Origin of the sequence: Mesorhizobium sp. WSM3626 (assembly GCF_000513935.1) — a bacterium.
GTDB classification, from domain to species: Bacteria; Pseudomonadota; Alphaproteobacteria; order Rhizobiales; family Rhizobiaceae; genus Mesorhizobium; species Mesorhizobium salmacidum.
In genome coordinates this window covers 17,258-35,320 of record NZ_AZUY01000059.1, presented here as the reverse complement: position 1 = coordinate 35,320, position 18,063 = coordinate 17,258, and the positions used below count along the sequence as shown (strand labels likewise).

Below are 18,063 nucleotides of genomic sequence, written 5' to 3'. Positions count from 1 at the left end.
GCGTGGCGGCCGTGCGGGACCGCGAGGCGTCCTCTTCCTCGTTGCCAGCATCGTTGCCAAATATGATCCGCATCTGGCCGCTTTCCAGCAAAGGTTGCAGGCCGCCGGAAAGGAAAAGATGGTCATCCGCATCGCTCTCGCCAGAAAGCTGCTCGTCATTCTCAATGCAAAAGCACGCGATGCGCGAAGCGAGTTCGCAAATGCAACTTGACACCTCAGATAGTCGCTCATCCGACCTCGCTTCGCGAGGCCACCTTCTCCCACAAGGGGAGAAGGAGGAATCAGCGCTTCTCAAGCCCGCCTCGAGCCTGCCAGCGGCGCTTCGCGATCGCTCAGCATCCGCGCTTCCGAGCGCACGCGCTGGCGCTCGTCGATGAACGCGGCCTGGATCGAGATCGCGGTGCCCGGCAGCCCGTCGGCACGGCAGGCCGAGCAGACGATGCGACCCGACAGCGCGGCCAGCGGCGTGTTCCCGTTCACCCCGAAGCGCTTCAACTGATCGGGTCGCCACCACCTGTTGCGGCCGCAATCGGCGCACTCGACCGACAGCGAGGCGACCTGCGCGATCACTGCTTCCCTACCCGGCAACGCCATCGTTCCTCCGTCCGTTTGTTCGTGATTTGTTCACATATTCCCGTGTTTTGAAGCAGGAGTCGAGTCGCAGTTTCCAAAACTCCCCCAAAAGTCCCTCTTCTATGTTAGTTTGAGTTATGCTTATATTCAGCTTGCAAATGTGAGTCGGCGCGGAATTGCGCGCGCCAGATCCGGGAGCAAGAATGGATGCCGCCGATTTCGCCCACGCCTGCGGTTACACCGGCGACAGTCCCGCTTTGCTCGAAGCCTTCGAGGCGATCCGCCGCAACGGCATCGCGCAGGCCCGCCTGGATCATTTCAGGCGCAAGACCGTCATCGACGAATTGAAACAAACGGAGCTTCTGTTCCTGGCCGCGATCGGCCCGGCGCTATCGGCGCACGAAGCCGTCGAGGATGCGATCCGGTTCATCGCCGGCTGGCGAAACATGCCGCGCTGGCGCCAGGAACGGCGCCTGCCCGATCTCGCCAGGGCAAGGCAGCAGCTTCTCATAGCCCGCTTCTTCCGCCGCTACGGCCATGATTTGTGGGCAAGGCAGGCGGCGTGAGGCTCGACAGCGCCGTTTGCGGGTTTCAGGCGAGGACGTTTCGCAAGCAACGCGGCAGCCGGTGATCCCTTTTCCCCTTGGGGGAGAAGGAGAAACCACCCTATCTCCTCACCCGTGATTTCAGCCACCGGTCGAACGCCACCGCCAGGATCAGGATGAGCCCGATGACGATGCTTTGCGTGTAGGAAGAGACGTTGTTGAACTGCAGCCCGTTCTGCAGCACGCCGATCAGGGCCGCACCCACCACCGTGCCGCCGACCGAGCCGATGCCGCCGAACAGCGAGGTGCCGCCGATGACGACGGCGGAGATCACCGTCAGCTCGTAGCCGATGCCGGCAACCGCTTCCGAAGAATTCAGCCTCGCCGACAGCACGAAGGCGGCGAGCCCGGCGAAGAAGCCGACGATGACATAGACAGAGACCAGAATGCGGTCGACGCGCAGGCCCGACAGTCGTGCCGCTTCGGCATTGCCGCCGACGGCATAGACGGCACGGCCATAGCGGGTGTAGCGCAGCACGATGTGGCACAGGATGGCGGCGGTGGCGAAGATCAGCGCCGGCACCGGCACCGGGCCGATCAGGCCGGTGCCGAACCAGCGCATCGAGGCGTCGAAGCCGGAGATCGGACCGCCATTGGAGATGGTCAGCGTCAGCCCGCGGAACACCGTCAGCCCGCCCAGCGTGACGACGAAGGGCGGCACTTTCAGCCTTGTGATGGCGAACCCCTGCACGCCGCCGGCCAAGGCGCCCACCATCACGGCGGCCAGCAGCGCCGCGAACCAGCCAAAACCCTGCGTGCCCGACGTCGACAGCGACAGCGTGTTGGCGGTGCCGCCTTTGGCCACCACGGCCGCCACCATGCCGCAGAAGGCCAGCAGCGAGCCGACCGACAGATCGATGCCGGCGGTGAGGATAACGAAGGTCATGCCGAGCGCGATCAACCCGGTGATCGAGATCTGCCTGGTGATGTTGAACAGGTTGATCGGGTCCATGAAGCTCGGCTTCAGCACGGTGAAGACGACGATCAGCGCCGCCAGGAACAGCAGCGGCCCGAAGCTCATCAAAAGCCGGGCGATCGTCACGCCGCCGCGCTGGTTCTGTTCCTCGGCGATACTCATCGTGTCTGCCCTTCCGCATCCTGTGCCGGCGCGTCCTGTCCCGGCGTATCCTGCCTGTCGAGCGCCATCAATTCCATCAGCTTTTCCTCGTTTGCCTCGACGCCCGGCATCTGCCCGGTGATGCGCCCCTTGCGCATGGTGACGATGCGGTCCGACACCGCCAGCACCTCGGGCAGTTCGGACGAGATCATCATCACCGCGATGCCGCGCGCCGCCAGTTGCACCAGGATCTGGTGCACTTCCGCCTTGGCGCCGACATCGACGCCGCGCGTCGGCTCGTCGACGATCAGCACTTTTGGATCGCGCGCCAGCCAGCGCGCCAGGATCACCTTCTGCTGGTTGCCGCCCGACAGGCCTTCGATCGCCTGTTCGGCCGACGCCATGCGAATCGACAGCATCTTCCTGAACCCCGACAGCGCGTCGCGCTCGCGCCGCTCGGCCATGAAGCCGAAGCCGTTGCTGAAACGCCCAAGCGAAGCGACCGAGAAATTCGGCAGGATACCAAGCGCGGCAAAAATCGCCTGGTGCTTGCGGTCCTCCGGCACCAGGCCGATGCCGAGCGCGATGGCGTCGGCCGGCGAAGCAGGCGCGATTTCCCTGCCGTCGAGCGTGATCGTTCCCGCAGCGATCCGGTCGGCGCCGAAAATGGCGCGCGCCAGCTCGGTGCGGCCTGAGCCGACGAGGCCGGCGACGCCGAGGATCTCGCCGGTCTTGAGGTCTATATCGACGCCGTCGAGCACGATGGCATGCGGCGCCTCGGGGTCGCGCACGGTGCGCAAGCCGCGCACGGAAAGCACGACATCGCCAGCCACCGCGCGCTGCGCCGGCCGCGCGTAAAGTTCGGAGGCGGCGCGCCCGACCATCTTCTCGATGATGGCGGGCAGCTTGATCGGCCCGCCCTGACGGTCGAGATGCCCCGCCAGCCTGCCGTCGCGCAGCACGGTCATGCGGTCGCAGATGGCGGATGCCTCTTCCAGCCGGTGGGTGACGAACATGATCGCGACATGGTCCTTGCGCAGCCGGTCCATGATCGACAGCAGGCGCTGCACCTCTGTCTCGGTCAGCGCCGAGGTCGGCTCGTCCATGATGATCAGCCGGCTTTTCAAAGACAATGCACGGGCGATCTCGACCAGCTGCTGCTCGGCCACCGACAGCGCCGACACCGGCGTCATCGGGTCGATGGAGAGACCGACGCGGGCAATGATGGCGCGGGAATCCTGCTCCATCTTGCGCCAGCTCACCAATCCGAGCCGGCCGGTCGGCGCGCGGCCGATGAAAATATTCTCCGCCACCGTCAGCGTCGGAATCAGGCTGAGCTCCTGGTAGATGGTGACGATGCCGTGCCGCTTGGCGTCCTGCGGGCTCGCCGGCTGGTAGTCGGCGCCGTCGAAGGTGATGCGGCCGCCGGAAGGCGGCATGACACCGGACAGGATTTTCAACAGCGTCGATTTTCCCGCGCCGTTCTCCCCAAGCAGGCCGAGGATTTCGCCGGGGCGGACATCGAGCGAGACATCGCTCAGCGCGGTGACGCCGGCGAAATGCTTGGTGACGCCCTCGACGGCAAGCAGGACCGGGGATGCGGCTTCAACTAAAGGCAAAGACTTCTCCTTGTTGCCACCCCTAGATTTAGCCAGGTTGCGCTTGAACGCCCCCCTCTGTCCTGCCGGACATCTCCCCCTCAAGGGGGGAGATTGGCAGCCTGAACGCCGGTGCCCTTCCCTGTAATATTGGAGATTGGCGCCGCGGGAGAGACATCCGATCTCCCCTCTTGAGGGGGAGATGTCCGGCAGGACAGAGGGGGGCGCTGTCCCGCCGGCTTATCAATCGAAGCTGACTGCCCTACTTCGTCTCGTTCAGCCTTTCCGCCTTGTCGAGATTGTCCTTGCCGATGACGATGGGGGTCAGCAGCACCAGCTTCTCCTTCGGCTCGGTCTTGTCCTTGGCGAAGGCGACCGCGATCTGTACGGCGGTGCGCGACTGCTTGCCGGGGAACTGTTCGACCGTGCCGGCGAGCTTGCCGTCGCGCACGGCGACCAGCGCTTCCGGCAGCGCATCGAAGCCGTAGATCTTGACGTCGCTGAAGTTGCGCGCGGCACACGCTTCGAGCGCGCCCAGCGCCATATCGTCATTGGCGCAAATGATGGCGTCCGGCTTGCCGTTGGCGGCAAGGCCGGCTTCCGTCACCGTCAGTGCCTCGGCGCGGGCGAAGTTGGCGGTTTGCTCATAGATGATCTGGTACTTGTCCTTCAGCGGATCGAGCACATTGTGCACGCCCTTGTTGCGGTCGATCGCGGGACCCGCGCCCGGCTGGCCCTGCAGGTGGAACAGCTTGGCGCCATTGGGGAATGCCGCAACCACGGCCTGGGCTTCCGCCTCGCCGCCCTTGACGTTGTCGGCACCGACATGGGCAAGGATGCCCTGGACCCCGTCGACGCGGCGGTCGATCGTCACCACGGGAACGCCGGCCTTGACCGCTTCCTCGATGGCTGGCGCCAGCGCGTTGACGTCGAGCGGCGAGATGACGATCGCGTTGACCTTCTGCACCAGGGCCGCCTCGATGTCGGCGGTCTGCTTGGTGGCCGAGTTCTGGCCGTCGCTCTCGGTCAGGTTGACGCCTTGCGCCTGCGCTTCGGCCTTGATCTCGTTCAGCATGTGCACGAAGAACGGAAAGCCGAGACTGGGCACCGAGCCGAGAATGGTCAGTTTGTCCGCGGCGAAAGCCGAGCGTGCGGCCAGCATCATGGCGCCCGCGGCCACGGACGTCATCAGGAATTCGCGTCTGTTCATGGGTTCCTCCTCCACAGAAGCGCACGTCCCTAAAAACCGGGACCGGTTTCAGGAAGGATCACGCGCCGGTTAAAGTGTTGGAGCATCCTCCTTGCGCCAAGAACGCATGCCGCTCCAGCTGACCGCCTAAATTCCTCCGATCGGCGTCAACAAGAGGATGCTAACCCAGGGTCAACCGTTTGTGCAACATCGATATAACAGAGCCGGACAGCGACTTGTCGGAATTGTCGGAATTTAGGATTGTAGGCAGGCCGCTCCTTCGGGGACATCGAAAAGCAATCTGGACTGAAACCGAGGTGACTGACATGAAGCAGTATATCGGACTTATCCACAAGGATGCCGACAACGACTTCGGCGTGTCTTTCCCTGATTTCCCAGCGTGATTACCGCCGGCAAGGATCTTGATGACGCCCGGTCCATGGCCGAAGAGGCCCTTCCCCTCCATATCGAGGGGCTGGTCGAGGATGGCGATGCCATTCCAGAGCCTTCCAGTCTTGAGGCTGTGATGACAGACGCCGACAATCGCGACGGCGTTGCAATCCTGGTCGCGGCAAGGACCGGAGCCAGGAAGGCGGTGCGTATCAACGTGACCCTGCCGGACGACGTTCTCCAGCCGATCGATGCCTTCGCCGAAGCCCATGGCTATACGCGATCCGGGTTTCTGGCGAAGGCAGCGGAGAAGGTGATGGCGCTTGAAGCGGCCTAATGCATGTCGCCCGGAAGTGTGCTCGGTTCCGGGACGACGACATGCATAAAATCAGAAGCTTACAGTAGGTCGGGCGAATCCTATTCGCCGCGACATGCTGTAGGCCGGTCACGCCCCAAACACGGCAATTGACATAGCCGGCGTGACTTCACGGTCTGCGACGGCCGCCTCTTACGCGCATCAATATCGCATGGCGTCGAGATCGGCGATCAGCGTCGGCCCGGTCGGATGCCAGCCAAGCCGCGCCTGGGTCAGCGCGCTGGACGCCGGCAGGTCCATGGGGGCGAACATCGCCATCCAGCCGAAATGCTCCGCCGCCTTTTCCGGTGCGATCGAAACGACCGGCAGGTTCAGGCCGCGGCCAAGCGCCTCGGCGATCGCGCGCACCTCGACGCCTTCCTCGCCGACGGCGTGATAGCGGGCGCCCGGCTGCCGCTTTTCCACAGCAAGGCGATAGAGGCGCGCCACATCGAGGAGGTGGCCCGCCGCAAAGCGATTGCGGCCTTCACCGACATAGGCCGAGACACCTTTCCGGCGCGCGATTTCGATGAGCGGCGAGATCAGCCCCTGCTTGACCGTGTTATGGACCTGCGGCAGCCGCATCACCGACACGTTGATGCCCGCCTCCAGCAGGGCATTCCCGGCGAGTTCCGAGGCGACGCGCGGATTGGGATGGCTGGGGTTGAAGACGTCCTCGACCGCCAACTGGCCATGGCCGGGGGCGCCCATGCCGGTGCCCGACGTGATCACCAGCGGCCGGTCGGAGCCGGCGAGTGCCTGGCCGAGTGCCGCGATGACGCGCCTGTCCTTTTCGCAATTCTCGGCGAACCTCGAAAAATCATGGTCGAAGGCCGTGTGGATCACCGCTTCCGCCTTCGCCGCGCCGTCGCGCAGGCCCTCGGAATCCTCGAGTGTTCCGCGATACGCCTCCACGCCCGCGGCGGCCAACGCCTCGGCGCCGGCATCCGAGCGAGTGACGCCGATTACCTGATGGCCGGCCTGAAGAAGTTCGGGGACAATCGCCGAACCGATGAAGCCGGTGGCGCCGGTAAGAAAGATTCGCATGCAAAATCTCCTGCACAGTTGCCCGCGCAGTATCGCTGCTCTATTATTCCATTAAAGTAGTGATCTTATCATGGTATAATGACTAACAGGATGCCCAACAATTCCGCCGGTTCGCTCGCAGCATTTCTGAAGGATCGGCGCACCCGGCTCGACCCCTCGTCGTTCGGCTTCTCGGGGCGCAGGCGCACGCCGGGACTGCGCCGCGAAGAGGTCGCCCAGCGCGCCAACATCAGCCCGACCTGGTACACATGGCTGGAACAGGGACGCGGCGGCGCGCCTTCGGCCGACGTGCTGAACCGGATCGCCAAGGGGCTGCTGCTGACCGAGGCCGAGCGCGAACATCTTTTCATGCTGGGGCTGGGGCGTCCGCCCGAGGTCCGCTACATCGGCGCCGACGGTGTCAGCCCCAGGCTGCAGCGCCTTATCGATACGCTCGAGGCAAGCCCGGCCTTGATCAAAACGGCAACCTGGGATGTCGTCGCCTGGAACCGCGCCGCGCAAATCGTGATGACCGACTACAGCACCTTGCCCCCGGGTCAGCGCAACATCCTGCGGTTCATGTTCCTGAGCCCCACAATCCGCGCCAAGCAGCACGATTGGGAGAATCTCGCCCGCTTCGTGGTCGGCGCGTTCCGGGCCGACGCGGCACGCGCCGGCGCGGTGTCCGAGGTCGCCCAGCTCGTGGACGAGCTTTGCAGCGCCAGCCCCGAGTTTGCCGCCCTGTGGCGGGAAAACGACGTGCTCAGCCATGGCGACGGGACAAAGCGCCTGAAGCATCCCGAACTCGGGGACATCGAACTCGAATATTCGGCCTTCGCGGTCGACGGCCGGCCGGATTTGAGCCTGACCGTCTACAACCCGGTGGACGGCAAAGTCGCGGACCGAATTCGCGCGCTGGCCCGGCGCCGCGAACTGCAGGAGGCGAACCCATCGTAATGATGCTGGATTAGCAGGCGCGAGATCGGCATCGACCCGCGCAAATTATGATTATGATTGCTCTGGCAAACGCACTTTGCGCAATTGGCCCGCCACCAGCCGGGCGGCGGGCCAGGCGCGGTTACTCGATGATCTTGACGATCTTGTGAGTGCCTGGGTCCACGATCACCGTCCGGTTGTCGATCACGGTGTAGCGATATTTGACGTTGGGAACTTCGTGGAGTTCAACGGTATCTGGCAAAGCCGTGCCGATATTGAGTTCCACGCCGGGAACCTTGACCGAAGCCAGCGGCTGCTTCTTCACATACTCCTTGATCACTGTTTCCTGCTCGGGCTGGATGACGACGTCCTCGGCGGCAGCCGCGCCGACACCTGCGAGCAACAGAACCGCGGCTACGGCGGCAAGATTCTTTTTCATGAGTTCCTCCATCTGAAACCTGCACAGCTACAACATTGTCACCGCGCTGCCGATCGAACTTCAGGCGGGATTGAATGTTCCAGGATCGGGCTTCGGTCCGGCCTGCCCCAGACTTAGGTCCCATCTGAAAACGCAATGGTCCTGCCGGAGCCGCCGCCGGGAACGGCCATCTTTCACGCTCGTTGTTCGCTGCAAGGTCACCGGCAGGTAGCCGGCGAAAGTCGGACTGCGACCGCGCGTGTTTTTTCGAATTGGCGCAGCTAACGTCCCTTCCTGCGCCGAAAGGGTTCGCCCGCTGCTTCCATGCGGTGGGCGAACCCTGAATTCCCCGGTTTCGGGTCAAGATGTGAGGAGATCCTGATGTTCAGCGACAAGGAAAGCCGACTTATGGAGGCGGCGCTGTTGATGGCGGTCCCGTTATCGGCCTTGATCGCCGTCCTGCTCGTCAGCTTTACCGTGAGCTGGTAGCAGCCCTCGTCGTTTTTCACTGGCAATCGTGGCGCCGAGTTGAGGCGAGGGGACAGCGGATGCGTCCATACAATCCCTGTCTAACGGATATCGGCGTGCTTTCCGTCACCCCGCGGATCGGGGTTAGCCGTTGCCGAGGAATCAACGCTCGCCGCTGCCCGCGGAAATCGCGGTCCGTTCATGACGCTTCAGGAGAGGCAGCCCGGCCTGCCTTGGCGGAGGGCTCGGTACGTTGCGAGCAGGCCGGGCCATGCTCCGGCTGCCACCATTGGCGGAGGCTCGGCCGGTGCGCAGGCAGGTTGTGCCTTTATCGTTCGACCCGCAACTCGGACTGAAGTCCGAAGTATCAGGCGCATTGGTCCCACACGTTGAACATAGTCCGCTGGTGCTCGTTGCCCATTGCAGGTGCGTGATTTGGAGGAGAGATAATGCAGCTTGGTGAGATCATCGCCAATACCTTGGCCGTCCTCTTGCTGGTCTGTTTTCTCGCCAGCACGTTCTTCCTTTTCGGAAAGCCATTGTGGCCGGAGCAGCATGCCCGCATGGTCATCATCCCGGCGGTCGACAGGATGACGACAGCCTCGACTGCGCCCAATGGCACACCTGTCCTGCCGGACACTTTCGACACCAGCCTTGCCCATCCAAGGCCGTCCTGAAGGTCGTCAAGGGCGCGCGCGGCAGCCAATGCAGCTGCACGCGAACAGCCGGAACCAAAACGACCGGCAACGGTTTCCCACCTGAAGGGACCGTAACCACGGAAACAGCAGTAATGGAACTTCTGACCTTGGAACTGGCCAGGGCGAGGCAGCGACTTAACCGAGCGGAACTCGCCCTCGAACGTGCAAACGCGATGCTGGACGAGGACTGTGGCGTTGGTATCAATCTGAGGCTTTGTGACAGGATACGATCGGCGCAACAACGCGTCGGCGAGGCGAAGGCTCGTCTTGTGAAGCTCGATCCCGCCAGCGCGGATTCAGTTCACAGCGGTTGAAGGTGCCTGGCCTGATCCTCGTTCAGGCAATAGCCAGCTCAGCCTCGATCCAAACTCTACAGGCAGCCCGGCCCCCAGGATTTGGAGAGGCTCAAGTCTTGCGCCGAGAACCGGTCGAGCGTTGGCCGCTGAGGTGCGGACGCCAGCCATGCACCCGGTCCCGCCCCGCGGCCTTGGCGCCGTAGAGCGCCTCGTCGGCGCGGCTCAGAAGATCGGCGATCTCGATGGCGGCGGCGGCCTCGAAGGTGCTGACACCGATGCTGACGGTGACGATGCCTTTTTCGCTGCCGGCATGCCCAATAGCGAGGTCGCGCACCTTGCTCCTGAGGTTTTCGGCGATGACGAAGGCCCCATGCGCGTCGGTCTCGGGCAGGATGAGCCCGAACTCCTCGCCGCCATAGCGGGCGGCGGAGTCTGCCGGCCGGCGGGCTGCCGCCTCGATGCAGCGGCTGACGACGCGCAGGCACTCATCGCCCGCCGGATGGCCGTAATGGTCGTTGAACCGCTTGAACCAGTCAACGTCGATGATGAGCAGGCTGAGCGGCATTGCGTTGCGGCTGGCGCGGGCGAATTCGCGCGCCAGCGCTTCGTCGAAGGCACGCCGCGTCAACAGTTCGGTCAGGCCGTCGCGGTGCGCCAGGAGGTTCAGCTTCTCATTGGCGGCCATCAGTTCGGCCTCGACCTGCTTGGCCTCGGTGATGTCGGAAAACATGCTGAGGCTTCCGCCATCGCCGGTCGGCCGGGTGCGCACATCGAGCCAGCGCCCGTCGGCAAGCCGGACCTGACGGTGACTGACAAGTTTCTGCGAGGCCATGATTTCGGCGATCCACTCCTCGACCGCGTCCTGCGGCGTGATGCCTTCGCCGCGCGCCGCCGAAGCGCGCAGGATGTCACGATAGTCGGCACCCGGCACTCTTATGTCGGCCGTCTTCGGAAACATGGCGCGGTACCGGGCGTTGCACAGCACCATCTTGCCGTCCAGGTCGAACATCACCAGGCCGTCGGCCATGTGCGTCAAGGCGTCTCCGAGCCTTGCCTGGCTTTCCGCCAGCTCGGTCTCGAGCTGCTTGCGCGCGGTGATGTCGCGATTGTGGGTGATCAGGCCGACCACCGCCCCGGTCCTGTCGCGGAACGGAGCTTTCAAGGTCGCCAGCCAGCCGTCGGTGCCGTCCTCGTGGTGAAGGTGCTGTTCGATGGTGGACGAGGCCCCCGACGCCAGCACCGCAAGCTCGTCCTCGCGGAAGCCTTTGGCCGTCTCATGCGGAAAGAAGTCGAAGTCCGTCTTGCCGATCAGTGCCTTGGCGTCGGCCGCATGCATCAGTTGCGCCGTTGCCGGATTGGCAGCGATGAACCGCCCGTCGAGATCCTTGACATTGAGGCAATCGGGCAGCGTCTCCACCACGGCCTTGTAGATGCGCCGGGACTGCAACGCTTCGAGGCGACGCCGCTCCTGGTAGAGCGTCAGCCCCGACAGCACCACCGAGACAAAGATAAGCAGGGAGGAAGGCAGCGCCACATCAGGCAGAATCCTTTGCAGGACCTCCCTCGGCAGGATGCTGAGGCCAAGCAGCGATGCTGCCGCCGCGGCCGCGCCAAGCAGCATGATGTCGACCACGGTGGGCCGCCGCCCTTTCAGGGCAAGGTTTGCGGCGACACCGACCAGCATGGCGGCCGCGATCCCTACCGCGCCGGCGAAGGCGCCAATGCCGCCCTCGAACGTCCGGAAGGCACCGGCCATGACCCCGGCGACGATGCCGGCGACAGGACCGCCGAAGAAGCCGGCAACGGCAATCATGGTCGCCCTGAGATCGGCGAGCACGCCCGGCTGCAACTGCATGGGCGTCAGCATCAGGACTATGGCGCCGGCACCCATCAGCACCCCGAAGGCCGCTGCCTTCGCGGCGGCCGGCCAGCGATCCAGCCACACATGCGTGTGGATCCAGACCGAAACGAACATCGCCACGACCGCGAGATTGGCCAGCAATTCGGACCAGGGCGAACCCATTGCGCGCCTTTCCTTATCGGGCTTTCGCCGTACTGCCCCTTTGATAGGCCCTCAATGACAACAAAGTGTTACATTAGGGATTTGCCCTTTGGTCGAAAGGAACCACGACGGCAGGGCCGAAAAAGGCCGGCACACCCGACAGCACGATGCCAGTCCGGGATCAATCCCAGCGCATCCCACCGACAAAATCGATGAAAGCCCGCAGCGGCGCTGGCGTCAGGCGGCGGCCGGGATAGTAGAGGAACGGTCCTGAAAATTCCTGCCACCAAGGCTCCAGCACCGGCTCCAGCCGGCCGTCGTCGAAATAGGGGCGCAGCCAGTCCTCGAACAGCGAGACAATGCCGCCGCCGGCGACCGCCACCTCGAGCGCAAGCGTCATTGCCGTACCGGTGCTGACCAGCAGCGGGCCGGTCGGCTCGACGCTCACCACCTCGCCGTCGCGTTCGAACTCCCAGGGCGGCGTGAAGCCGCTGGCGAAGCGACCGCGCAGGCAGGCATGATCGAGCAGGTCGCGTGGATGGCCGGGCCGGTCGTGCCGGTCGAGATAGGCCGTAGCGGCGGCGGTGGCGAAGCGCTGCCGGCGCGGACCGATCGGCACGGCGATCATGTCCTGCTCCAGCCGCTCGCCATAGCGGATGCCGGCGTCGCAGCCGCTCGCCAGTATGTCGACGAAACTGTCCTCGGCGGTCACTTCCAGCCGGATGTCGGGATAGGCGGCGAGGAAGGGCGGCAAAAGGCGCGGCAGCACCAGTTTCGCCGCGACGACAGGCACGTTGAGCCGCAGCGTGCCGGTCGGGCGGCCGCGAAAACCGTTGACCACGTCGAGCGCCGCATCGACTTCGCCGAGCGCGGGGCCGAGCCGCTCGAGCAGGCGCGCGCCGGCTTCGGTCGGCGCGACGCTGCGCGTGGTGCGGTTGAGGAGCCGCACGCCGAGCCCGCTCTCCAGCCGCCGCACCGTCTCGCTGAGGCTGGAGGCACTGACGCCGCCCACCCGGGCCGCCTCGCGGAAGCCGCCGGCGCGCGCCACCGCCATGAACGCCTGGAGGTCGCCCAGATCCGCCGCCATTGTTCGCCTTTCCGCACAGGCCGTTCCGATTGCATCATATTATCGTTCAGGTGCGCGTTGTCTATATCTGGCTGATCCGAAGGAGATGACACCATGACCGACATCAGCAAGGCCGGAACTTTCAAACTCGGCGACCGCACCGTGAAGCGCCTCGGCTACGGCGCCATGCAACTGGCCGGACCGGGCGTCTTCGGCCCGCCAAAGGACCGCGACGCCGCACTCGCCGTGCTGCGCGAGGCCATTGCCAGCGGGGTCGACCATATCGACACCAGCGACTTCTACGGCCCGCACGTCACCAACCAGATCATCCGCGAGGCGCTGCACCCCTACCCCGCCAACCTCACCATCGTGACCAAGATCAGTGCCCGGCGCGGCGCGGATGCATCGTGGATCCCCGCAATGTCACCGCAGGAGCTGACGCAGGCCGTGCACGACAATCTGCGCAATCTCGGGCTGGATGTGCTCGAGGTCGTCAACCTGCGCTCCATGCATGGGATTCACGGACCCGCCGAAGGCTCGCTCGAGCCGCAGCTCGACACGCTCGCCGAACTGCAGCGCCAGGGCCTTGTGCGCCATATCGGCTTGAGCAATGTCACCCGCAAACAGATCGCGCAGGGACGCGGCATGGTCGACATCGTCTGCGTGCAGAACCAATACAACATCGCGCATCGCCAGGACGACGCGCTGATCGACGAGCTTGCCGCCGACGGCATCGCCTATGTGCCGTTCTTCCCGCTCGGCGGTTTCACGCCGCTGCAGTCGAGCACGCTTGCCAACGTCGCGCAAAAACTTGGCGCGACACCCATGCAGGTGGCGCTCGCCTGGCTGTTGCAGCGCTCCCCCAACATCCTGCTCATCCCCGGCACCTCGTCGGTCGGGCATCTCAGGGAGAATCTGGCGGCGGCCGAGCTGAAGCTGCCGGTCGATGTGATCCAGGTCTTGAACGGCATCGCGGCCGAGAAGGCAGCCGCCTGAGGCGGTCGCGGCATCGGCGGAGAGAGCCGACATCCGAGCTTCCGATCTCCCCCCTCGTGGGACCTCGTGGGGGTGAGGAGTGGTCCCCGAGCGGACGGGAAGCCAATTGCTTGGCTTTCCGAACGACGAACGCCCGGAGCGATAGCGTAGGGCCGGGTCCGGCAGGACAGAGGGGGCGCCGTAGAGCGCGGCGGTGCCGAAACCCACCTCGCCCGGCTTGCGAAGCCGGCGCCGCCCGTGCCATCAGTCGGCCTGAGCGACACCGGCATTACGGCCATGACACCAAGGCACACACACCACACCGGCAGGCCGGCGAGCGCTGGCGTCAGCCTGAACCGCGCGCTGTCAAAACTCGGCCTGTGTTCGCGCACGCAGGCGCAGGTGCTGATCGCGGCGGGCCGCGTGCGCGTCGGCGGCAAGGTGGTGCGCGATGCGGCGTTGCGCGTCGACATGAACCGCGACCGCATCGTTGTCGATGGCGAAGCGGTCATTGCCGAGCGCAAGGTCTATGTCATGCTCAACAAGCCGCGCGGGCTCGTCACCACCCGCGATGATCCGCTCGAGCGCGACACCGTCTATGCCTGTCTCGAAGGGCTCGATCTGCCCTATGTCTCGCCGGTCGGCCGCCTCGACAAGGCGAGCGAAGGCCTGCTGTTGATGACCAACGACACACGCTTCGCCAACCGGCTGATGGACCCGGCCTCGCATCTGCCCAAGACCTATCACGTGCAGGTCGCCACGGTGCCGGATGAAACGCTGCTGGACAGGTTGCGCACTGGCGTCACCGTCGACGGCGAGACCCTGACCGCCAATTCGATCGTCCTCCTGCGCAGTGGCGGCCGAACCGCCTGGCTGGAGATCGTGCTCGACGAAGGCAAGAACCGTCACATCCGCCGCCTGCTTGCCGCCCACGGCATCAAGGTCAAGCGCCTCATCCGCATCGCCATCGGCCGGCTGCATCTAGGCGACCTCGCCAAGGGCACGGCGCGGTCTTTGACGGCTGAGGAGCTGGCATTGCTGGCGGAGTGAGCGTTCCTTCGCGCTGCTGGCTTTCGACGGGTGACGGCCGGACAATGCATCAAAAAATTCTCGTCACCACCGATGATTTCCACCCGCCTGCGCTGTCCTGATCATTAGGCGCCGGAATCCTCCGGGCCGGAAAGCGAGGTGATCCATGGGATCGTTGCAAGGTCAAAATGTCGTCGTGGTCGGAGGCAGCCGGGGCGTCGGGCGCTCCATCGTGGAAGCCGCGCTGAGCGAGGGAGCAACCGTGCTCGCCGTCGCCCGGGGCGCGGACGCTTTGAAGGAACTTTCCTGGGAGGCGTCGGGCGTAAGGACGCTGGCGGCGGACGCCACGCGGGAGGCCGCGCCAGAGGCAGTGTTCGCGGCGCTCGAACCGGACGTGCTGGTGATCTGCGCCGGTGCCTTCGCCCCGTCGGCACCGATCCAGGACCAGAGCTGGGACGAGTTCTCGGCCAATTGGGAAATGGACGTCAAGGCGTCCTTCCTGTTCTGCCGGGCGGCGCTGCGCGGCCGGCTGAAGCCCGGCAGCCGCGTGGTGCTGATCTCCAGCGGCGCTGCATTCAGCGGCGGCCCGCCGAACTCCGGCGGCTATTCCGGCGCCAAGCGCATGCAGATGTTCCTTGCCGCCCATAGCCAGAAGGAAGGCGACCGGCTTGGCCTTGGCCTGCGTTTCATGGCGCTGGCGCCGATGCGCATCATGGCCGGCACCGGCGTCGGCCAGCGCGGCATATCGGGCGTTTCGGCCTATCTCGGCATCAGCCCGGCGGATTTCCTGGCCAGCATGACCGATGTGCAGACGCCCGCCGATGTCGCCAGCGCCGTGGTCGCGCTCGCTGCCGGAAAGATGCAGGGCACCGCCTTCACGGTGAGCGGCAGCGGCCTTGCGGCGGCGGCGTGAGGCGCGCAGGATGGCCCCAAATCATCATGGCGAGCTCGAAATGACAGACGCTCCTGCCGGGCCATCGGGCCGGCCGGTCCTCGACCGGCCCGCCTTCGAGCGCCTGACCATCACCCACCGCCGCGAACTCAAGCTGCACTGCTACCGCATGATGGGTTCGCTCCACGAGGCCGACGACCTCGTCCAGGACACTTTCCTGAAAGCATGGCGCGGCCGCTCGCAATTCGACGGCCACGGCTCGCCGCGTGGCTGGCTCTACGCCATTGCCACCAACAGCTGCCTCAACGCGATCAAGGCAAGGTCGTCGACGCGCCGCATTCTCGAAGAGCCGGCACGGCCGCCGACCGAAGGCCGCGCCGCTGCCGGCCCAGCCGCCGAACTGACCTGGCTGGAGCCCTATCCCGACGCCGAGCTGCCGGATCTCGCCGACGGCGAACCGGGCCCCGAAGCGCGTTACGAAACCCGCGAGGCCGTCCGGCTTGCCTTCATCGCGGCGATCCAGCTTCTGCCGCCCAGGCAGCGCGCCGCGCTCCTGCTTTGCGACGTGCTCGGCTGGTCGGCGCTGGAAACGGCGCAATTGCTAGGCGGCTCTACGGCGTCGATCAACAGCGCCCTGCAGCGGGCGCGCGCCACACTCGGCGAACGCTTTCCCAAGGGGCGGCCACTGCAGCGCGCGCGGCCGAGCGCCGACGAGGACCTGCTGCTCGAACGCTATATCAGGACCTGGGATGCCGCCAATCTCGACGGCTTCATCGAACTCCTGCGCGAGGATGCCACCTACCACATGCCGCCCTGGCACGACTGGTACCAGGGCCGCCAGGCGATCCACGGTTTCTTCGACACCGTCTGGAACAATTTCGCCGGCTACCGCGCGGTGGCGACAAGGGCCAATGGCCAGCCCGCCGTGGCGATCTATGCGCGGCGGCTTCACGAGCCGGAATGGCGCGCGCAATCGCTGCACGTCATTGAGCCGGCCGACGGCCAGATCGCCGCGCTGACGGTCTATGTCGGCCCGCTCGGTCCCGATTTATTCGCAGCCTTCGGCCTGCCGCCGGTCTGGTCCGAACCGCAAGCGCGGCCATCGCAACCCATCTCCTGACAGAAAGCTGGCAGGAGACCTGGTCTATGGATCGGTCGGGAGCCGGTCGCGGCTTCGAGATCAAGGAGCCAATGCGATGAATTTCGTCTCTGTCCGCATCATCACGTCAGATGTCCAGCGCCTCGTGCGCTTCTACGGCGAGATCACCGGCATGCCGGTGACGGTATACACGGAAGACTTCGCCGAACTGGCGACCCCGGCCTGCACGCTGGCGATCGGCAGCACGCGCACTTTGATGCTGTTCGGCGGCGACATCGCCCGTCCCGCCGACAACCACACGGCCATCCTCGAATTCCGCGTCGGCGACGTCGATGTCGAATTCGCCCGGCTGTCGGACCTTATCAAGAACACGGTCGTGCAGCAGCCCACCACCATGCCCTGGGGCAACCGCTCGCTGCTGTTCCGCGACCCCGACGGCAACCTGGTGAATTTCTTCCAGCCCGTCACCGCCGAGGCAATCAGGAAGTTCGAGAGGTAGGTTTCCCCGCGTTCGTCATACCGGTGCGAAGCAGCCGCGAAGCGGCGTCGCGGAGACCCTGGTATCCATGCCGTGACAGCAATCGAGGAGTGCAGCGGAGCAGGATAGGCACCGTGGCGACACCTTTTGAGGTCGCGGCATGGATTCTCGGGTCTGCGCCGCGTCGCTACGCTCCTGCTCCGCTCGTGGATGACGAAGTGACCAGGCTTCCCCGCTGAGCAGGCACAGTTGCATCCCCTACCTCAGGTTCCACTTGCGCACGACCGGCTCTCCGAGGTCATGCTCGTAGCCGAGCACGCTGATGCTGGCCGTGTCGAGCACGAACAGCGCGCCGCCTTCCGGCGGCAGGCCGAGCCAGCGGGCGGCGAGCACGCGCAGGAAATGCGCGCTGGAAAAGATCAGTATGTCGGCGTTGGCCCTGCGCAGGCGCTCGATGATCCTGTCGGCACGGGCGCCGACATCGGCCGCCATCTCGCCTTGCGGGCAGCCATCGCGAAACACGTTCCAGCCCGGCCGCTCGGCCAGGATCTCTTTCGTGGTGCGCCCTTCATAGGCACCGTAATCCCACTCCTGCAGGTCGTCCGCCTTGACGCTTGTCGCGCCAAAGCCGGCAAGCGCGCTGGTGTTGTAGGCGCGCTGCGAAGGGCTCGACCACACCTGGGAAAACGACAGGCCTTTGAGCCGCTCCGCTACGCCGCGCGCGGCCGCCTCGCCGGCCGGCGTCAGCGGCATGTCGGTGCGCCCGGTATGCTGCCCCGAAAGGCTCCATGCCGTCTCGCCATGCCGGACCAGATGGATCTGCGGAAACGCGTTGCTCATGGGATGCCCTTCGATGTCGGCGGCACCTTAGAGGACCATGGGGAAAAGGGGAATCGGGCCGGCGAAATTGTGC

General features: G+C 65.2%; 18 protein-coding genes and 2 pseudogenes. 11 read left to right on the top strand and 9 right to left on the bottom strand.

Features of this window, described 5'->3' with window-relative positions:
• Positions 1-211: pseudogene (locus M653_RS1000000137440) on the top strand (IS110 family transposase); the annotation flags it as partial.
• An 80-nt stretch (positions 212-291) separates the two neighbouring features.
• On the opposite strand, the gene M653_RS0128015 reads toward M653_RS1000000137440, so the two are convergent.
• Entirely contained in the window at positions 292-594 is a 303-nt protein-coding gene (locus tag M653_RS0128015) for a hypothetical protein (protein WP_027146301.1), read from the bottom strand.
• Positions 595-776: 182 nt separating this feature from the next.
• Between M653_RS0128015 and M653_RS0128010 the strand changes: the two genes are divergently transcribed.
• The gene (locus M653_RS0128010; protein ID WP_027146300.1) at positions 777-1,139 is read left to right on the top strand and encodes a hypothetical protein; all 363 of its coding nucleotides are present in this window, start codon (positions 777-779) and stop codon (positions 1,137-1,139) included.
• Between the two features lie 100 nt (positions 1,140-1,239).
• On the opposite strand, the gene M653_RS0128005 is transcribed toward M653_RS0128010, so the two are convergent.
• The 3 genes from M653_RS0128005 to M653_RS0127995 all read right to left on the bottom strand — a co-directional run bounded on the left by M653_RS0128005 (position 1,240) and on the right by M653_RS0127995 (position 5,043).
• Positions 1,240-2,256, bottom strand: coding sequence for an ABC transporter permease (locus M653_RS0128005; protein WP_027146299.1), 1,017 nt, complete (start codon positions 2,254-2,256; stop codon positions 1,240-1,242).
• Positions 2,253-3,854 carry a sugar ABC transporter ATP-binding protein gene (locus tag M653_RS0128000; RefSeq protein ID WP_032936293.1) on the bottom strand — a complete coding sequence of 534 codons (1,602 nt, stop codon included), beginning with the start codon at positions 3,852-3,854 and terminating at the stop codon, positions 2,253-2,255. The genes M653_RS0128005 and M653_RS0128000 overlap by 4 nt, the downstream gene beginning before the upstream one ends.
• A gap of 241 nt (positions 3,855-4,095) precedes the next feature.
• A complete protein-coding gene (locus M653_RS0127995) occupies positions 4,096-5,043 on the bottom strand; it encodes a substrate-binding domain-containing protein (RefSeq protein ID WP_027146297.1) in 948 nt (315 codons plus the stop codon).
• Positions 5,044-5,348: 305 nt separating this feature from the next.
• On the opposite strand from M653_RS0127995, the pseudogene M653_RS1000000134745 reads away from it, so the two are divergent.
• Positions 5,349-5,749 (top strand): annotated as a pseudogene (locus tag M653_RS1000000134745) (type II toxin-antitoxin system HicB family antitoxin).
• A gap of 180 nt (positions 5,750-5,929) precedes the next feature.
• Here M653_RS1000000134745 and M653_RS0127985 read toward each other — a convergent pair.
• Positions 5,930-6,814, bottom strand: coding sequence for an SDR family oxidoreductase (locus M653_RS0127985; RefSeq protein WP_027146296.1), 885 nt, complete (start codon positions 6,812-6,814; stop codon positions 5,930-5,932).
• 90 nt (positions 6,815-6,904) lie between these two features.
• Here M653_RS0127985 and M653_RS0127980 point away from each other — a divergent pair, with 90 nt between their 5' ends.
• Entirely contained in the window at positions 6,905-7,750 is an 846-nt protein-coding gene (locus M653_RS0127980; RefSeq protein ID WP_027146295.1) for a helix-turn-helix transcriptional regulator, read from the top strand.
• Positions 7,751-7,871: 121 nt separating this feature from the next.
• Here M653_RS0127980 and M653_RS0127975 read toward each other — a convergent pair whose 3' ends face one another.
• Positions 7,872-8,168, bottom strand: a complete 297-nt coding sequence (locus M653_RS0127975; RefSeq protein WP_027146294.1) for a DUF1236 domain-containing protein — start codon at positions 8,166-8,168, stop codon at positions 7,872-7,874.
• 896 nt (positions 8,169-9,064) lie between these two features.
• Here M653_RS0127975 and M653_RS0127965 point away from each other — a divergent pair.
• Both M653_RS0127965 and M653_RS1000000136250 read left to right on the top strand, forming a co-directional pair.
• Positions 9,065-9,292: a hypothetical protein gene (locus tag M653_RS0127965; protein ID WP_027146293.1), complete on the top strand. Its 228-nt coding sequence runs from the start codon at positions 9,065-9,067 to the stop codon at positions 9,290-9,292.
• Between the two features lie 113 nt (positions 9,293-9,405).
• Positions 9,406-9,627, top strand: a complete 222-nt coding sequence (locus M653_RS1000000136250) for a hypothetical protein (protein ID WP_027146292.1) — start codon at positions 9,406-9,408, stop codon at positions 9,625-9,627.
• A gap of 91 nt (positions 9,628-9,718) precedes the next feature.
• Here the strand turns inward: M653_RS1000000136250 and M653_RS0127955 are convergent, their stop codons facing one another.
• Together M653_RS0127955 and M653_RS0127950 are read right to left on the bottom strand one after the other, a co-directional pair.
• Positions 9,719-11,632 carry a diguanylate cyclase gene (locus tag M653_RS0127955; RefSeq protein WP_027146291.1) on the bottom strand — a complete coding sequence of 638 codons (1,914 nt, stop codon included), beginning with the start codon at positions 11,630-11,632 and terminating at the stop codon, positions 9,719-9,721.
• Positions 11,633-11,792: 160 nt separating this feature from the next.
• The gene (locus M653_RS0127950; RefSeq protein ID WP_027146290.1) at positions 11,793-12,698 is read right to left on the bottom strand and encodes a LysR family transcriptional regulator; all 906 of its coding nucleotides are present in this window, start codon (positions 12,696-12,698) and stop codon (positions 11,793-11,795) included.
• Between the two features lie 93 nt (positions 12,699-12,791).
• On the opposite strand from M653_RS0127950, the gene M653_RS0127945 reads away from it, so the two are divergent.
• The 5 genes from M653_RS0127945 to M653_RS0127925 all read left to right on the top strand — a co-directional run bounded on the left by M653_RS0127945 (position 12,792) and on the right by M653_RS0127925 (position 17,171).
• Positions 12,792-13,673, top strand: coding sequence for an aldo/keto reductase family oxidoreductase (locus M653_RS0127945; protein ID WP_027146289.1), 882 nt, complete (start codon positions 12,792-12,794; stop codon positions 13,671-13,673).
• 276 nt (positions 13,674-13,949) lie between these two features.
• Positions 13,950-14,702 (top strand): pseudouridine synthase, encoded by a 753-nt coding sequence (locus M653_RS0127940; protein WP_027146288.1) that lies wholly within the window; start codon positions 13,950-13,952, stop codon positions 14,700-14,702.
• Between the two features lie 145 nt (positions 14,703-14,847).
• Complete coding sequence (locus M653_RS0127935; RefSeq protein WP_027146287.1) at positions 14,848-15,594, top strand: SDR family oxidoreductase; 747 nt, start codon at positions 14,848-14,850, stop codon at positions 15,592-15,594.
• 40 nt (positions 15,595-15,634) lie between these two features.
• On the top strand, positions 15,635-16,693 hold the full coding sequence (locus M653_RS01000000133735; protein ID WP_051442848.1) for an RNA polymerase subunit sigma-70: 1,059 nt from the start codon (positions 15,635-15,637) through the stop codon (positions 16,691-16,693).
• Between the two features lie 76 nt (positions 16,694-16,769).
• On the top strand, positions 16,770-17,171 hold the full coding sequence (locus M653_RS0127925; protein ID WP_027146286.1) for a VOC family protein: 402 nt from the start codon (positions 16,770-16,772) through the stop codon (positions 17,169-17,171).
• Between the two features lie 237 nt (positions 17,172-17,408).
• Here the strand turns inward: M653_RS0127925 and M653_RS0127920 are convergent, their stop codons facing one another.
• Positions 17,409-17,990: a histidine phosphatase family protein gene (locus tag M653_RS0127920; protein ID WP_027146285.1), complete on the bottom strand. Its 582-nt coding sequence runs from the start codon at positions 17,988-17,990 to the stop codon at positions 17,409-17,411.
• Between the last annotated feature and the right edge of the window lie 73 nt (positions 17,991-18,063).

Excerpts from the sequence above, each read along its gene's own strand:
- M653_RS0128015 (WP_027146301.1), bottom strand. The coding sequence starts at position 594 with ATGGCGTTGCCGGGTAGGGAAGCAGTGATCGCGCAGGTCGCCTCGCTG.
- M653_RS0128010 (WP_027146300.1), top strand. The coding sequence starts at position 777 with ATGGATGCCGCCGATTTCGCCCACGCCTGCGGTTACACCGGCGACAGT.
- M653_RS0128005 (WP_027146299.1), bottom strand. The coding sequence starts at position 2,256 with ATGAGTATCGCCGAGGAACAGAACCAGCGCGGCGGCGTGACGATCGCC.
- M653_RS0127995 (WP_027146297.1), bottom strand. The coding sequence starts at position 5,043 with ATGAACAGACGCGAATTCCTGATGACGTCCGTGGCCGCGGGCGCCATG.
- M653_RS0127985 (WP_027146296.1), bottom strand. The coding sequence starts at position 6,814 with ATGCGAATCTTTCTTACCGGCGCCACCGGCTTCATCGGTTCGGCGATT.
- M653_RS0127980 (WP_027146295.1), top strand. The coding sequence starts at position 6,905 with ATGCCCAACAATTCCGCCGGTTCGCTCGCAGCATTTCTGAAGGATCGG.
- M653_RS0127975 (WP_027146294.1), bottom strand. The coding sequence starts at position 8,168 with ATGAAAAAGAATCTTGCCGCCGTAGCCGCGGTTCTGTTGCTCGCAGGT.
- M653_RS0127965 (WP_027146293.1), top strand. The coding sequence starts at position 9,065 with ATGCAGCTTGGTGAGATCATCGCCAATACCTTGGCCGTCCTCTTGCTG.
- M653_RS1000000136250 (WP_027146292.1), top strand. The coding sequence starts at position 9,406 with ATGGAACTTCTGACCTTGGAACTGGCCAGGGCGAGGCAGCGACTTAAC.
- M653_RS0127955 (WP_027146291.1), bottom strand. The coding sequence starts at position 11,632 with ATGGGTTCGCCCTGGTCCGAATTGCTGGCCAATCTCGCGGTCGTGGCG.
- M653_RS0127950 (WP_027146290.1), bottom strand. The coding sequence starts at position 12,698 with ATGGCGGCGGATCTGGGCGACCTCCAGGCGTTCATGGCGGTGGCGCGC.
- M653_RS0127945 (WP_027146289.1), top strand. The coding sequence starts at position 12,792 with ATGACCGACATCAGCAAGGCCGGAACTTTCAAACTCGGCGACCGCACC.
- M653_RS0127940 (WP_027146288.1), top strand. The coding sequence starts at position 13,950 with ATGACACCAAGGCACACACACCACACCGGCAGGCCGGCGAGCGCTGGC.
- M653_RS0127935 (WP_027146287.1), top strand. The coding sequence starts at position 14,848 with ATGGGATCGTTGCAAGGTCAAAATGTCGTCGTGGTCGGAGGCAGCCGG.
- M653_RS01000000133735 (WP_051442848.1), top strand. The coding sequence starts at position 15,635 with ATGACAGACGCTCCTGCCGGGCCATCGGGCCGGCCGGTCCTCGACCGG.
- M653_RS0127925 (WP_027146286.1), top strand. The coding sequence starts at position 16,770 with ATGAATTTCGTCTCTGTCCGCATCATCACGTCAGATGTCCAGCGCCTC.
- M653_RS0127920 (WP_027146285.1), bottom strand. The coding sequence starts at position 17,990 with ATGAGCAACGCGTTTCCGCAGATCCATCTGGTCCGGCATGGCGAGACG.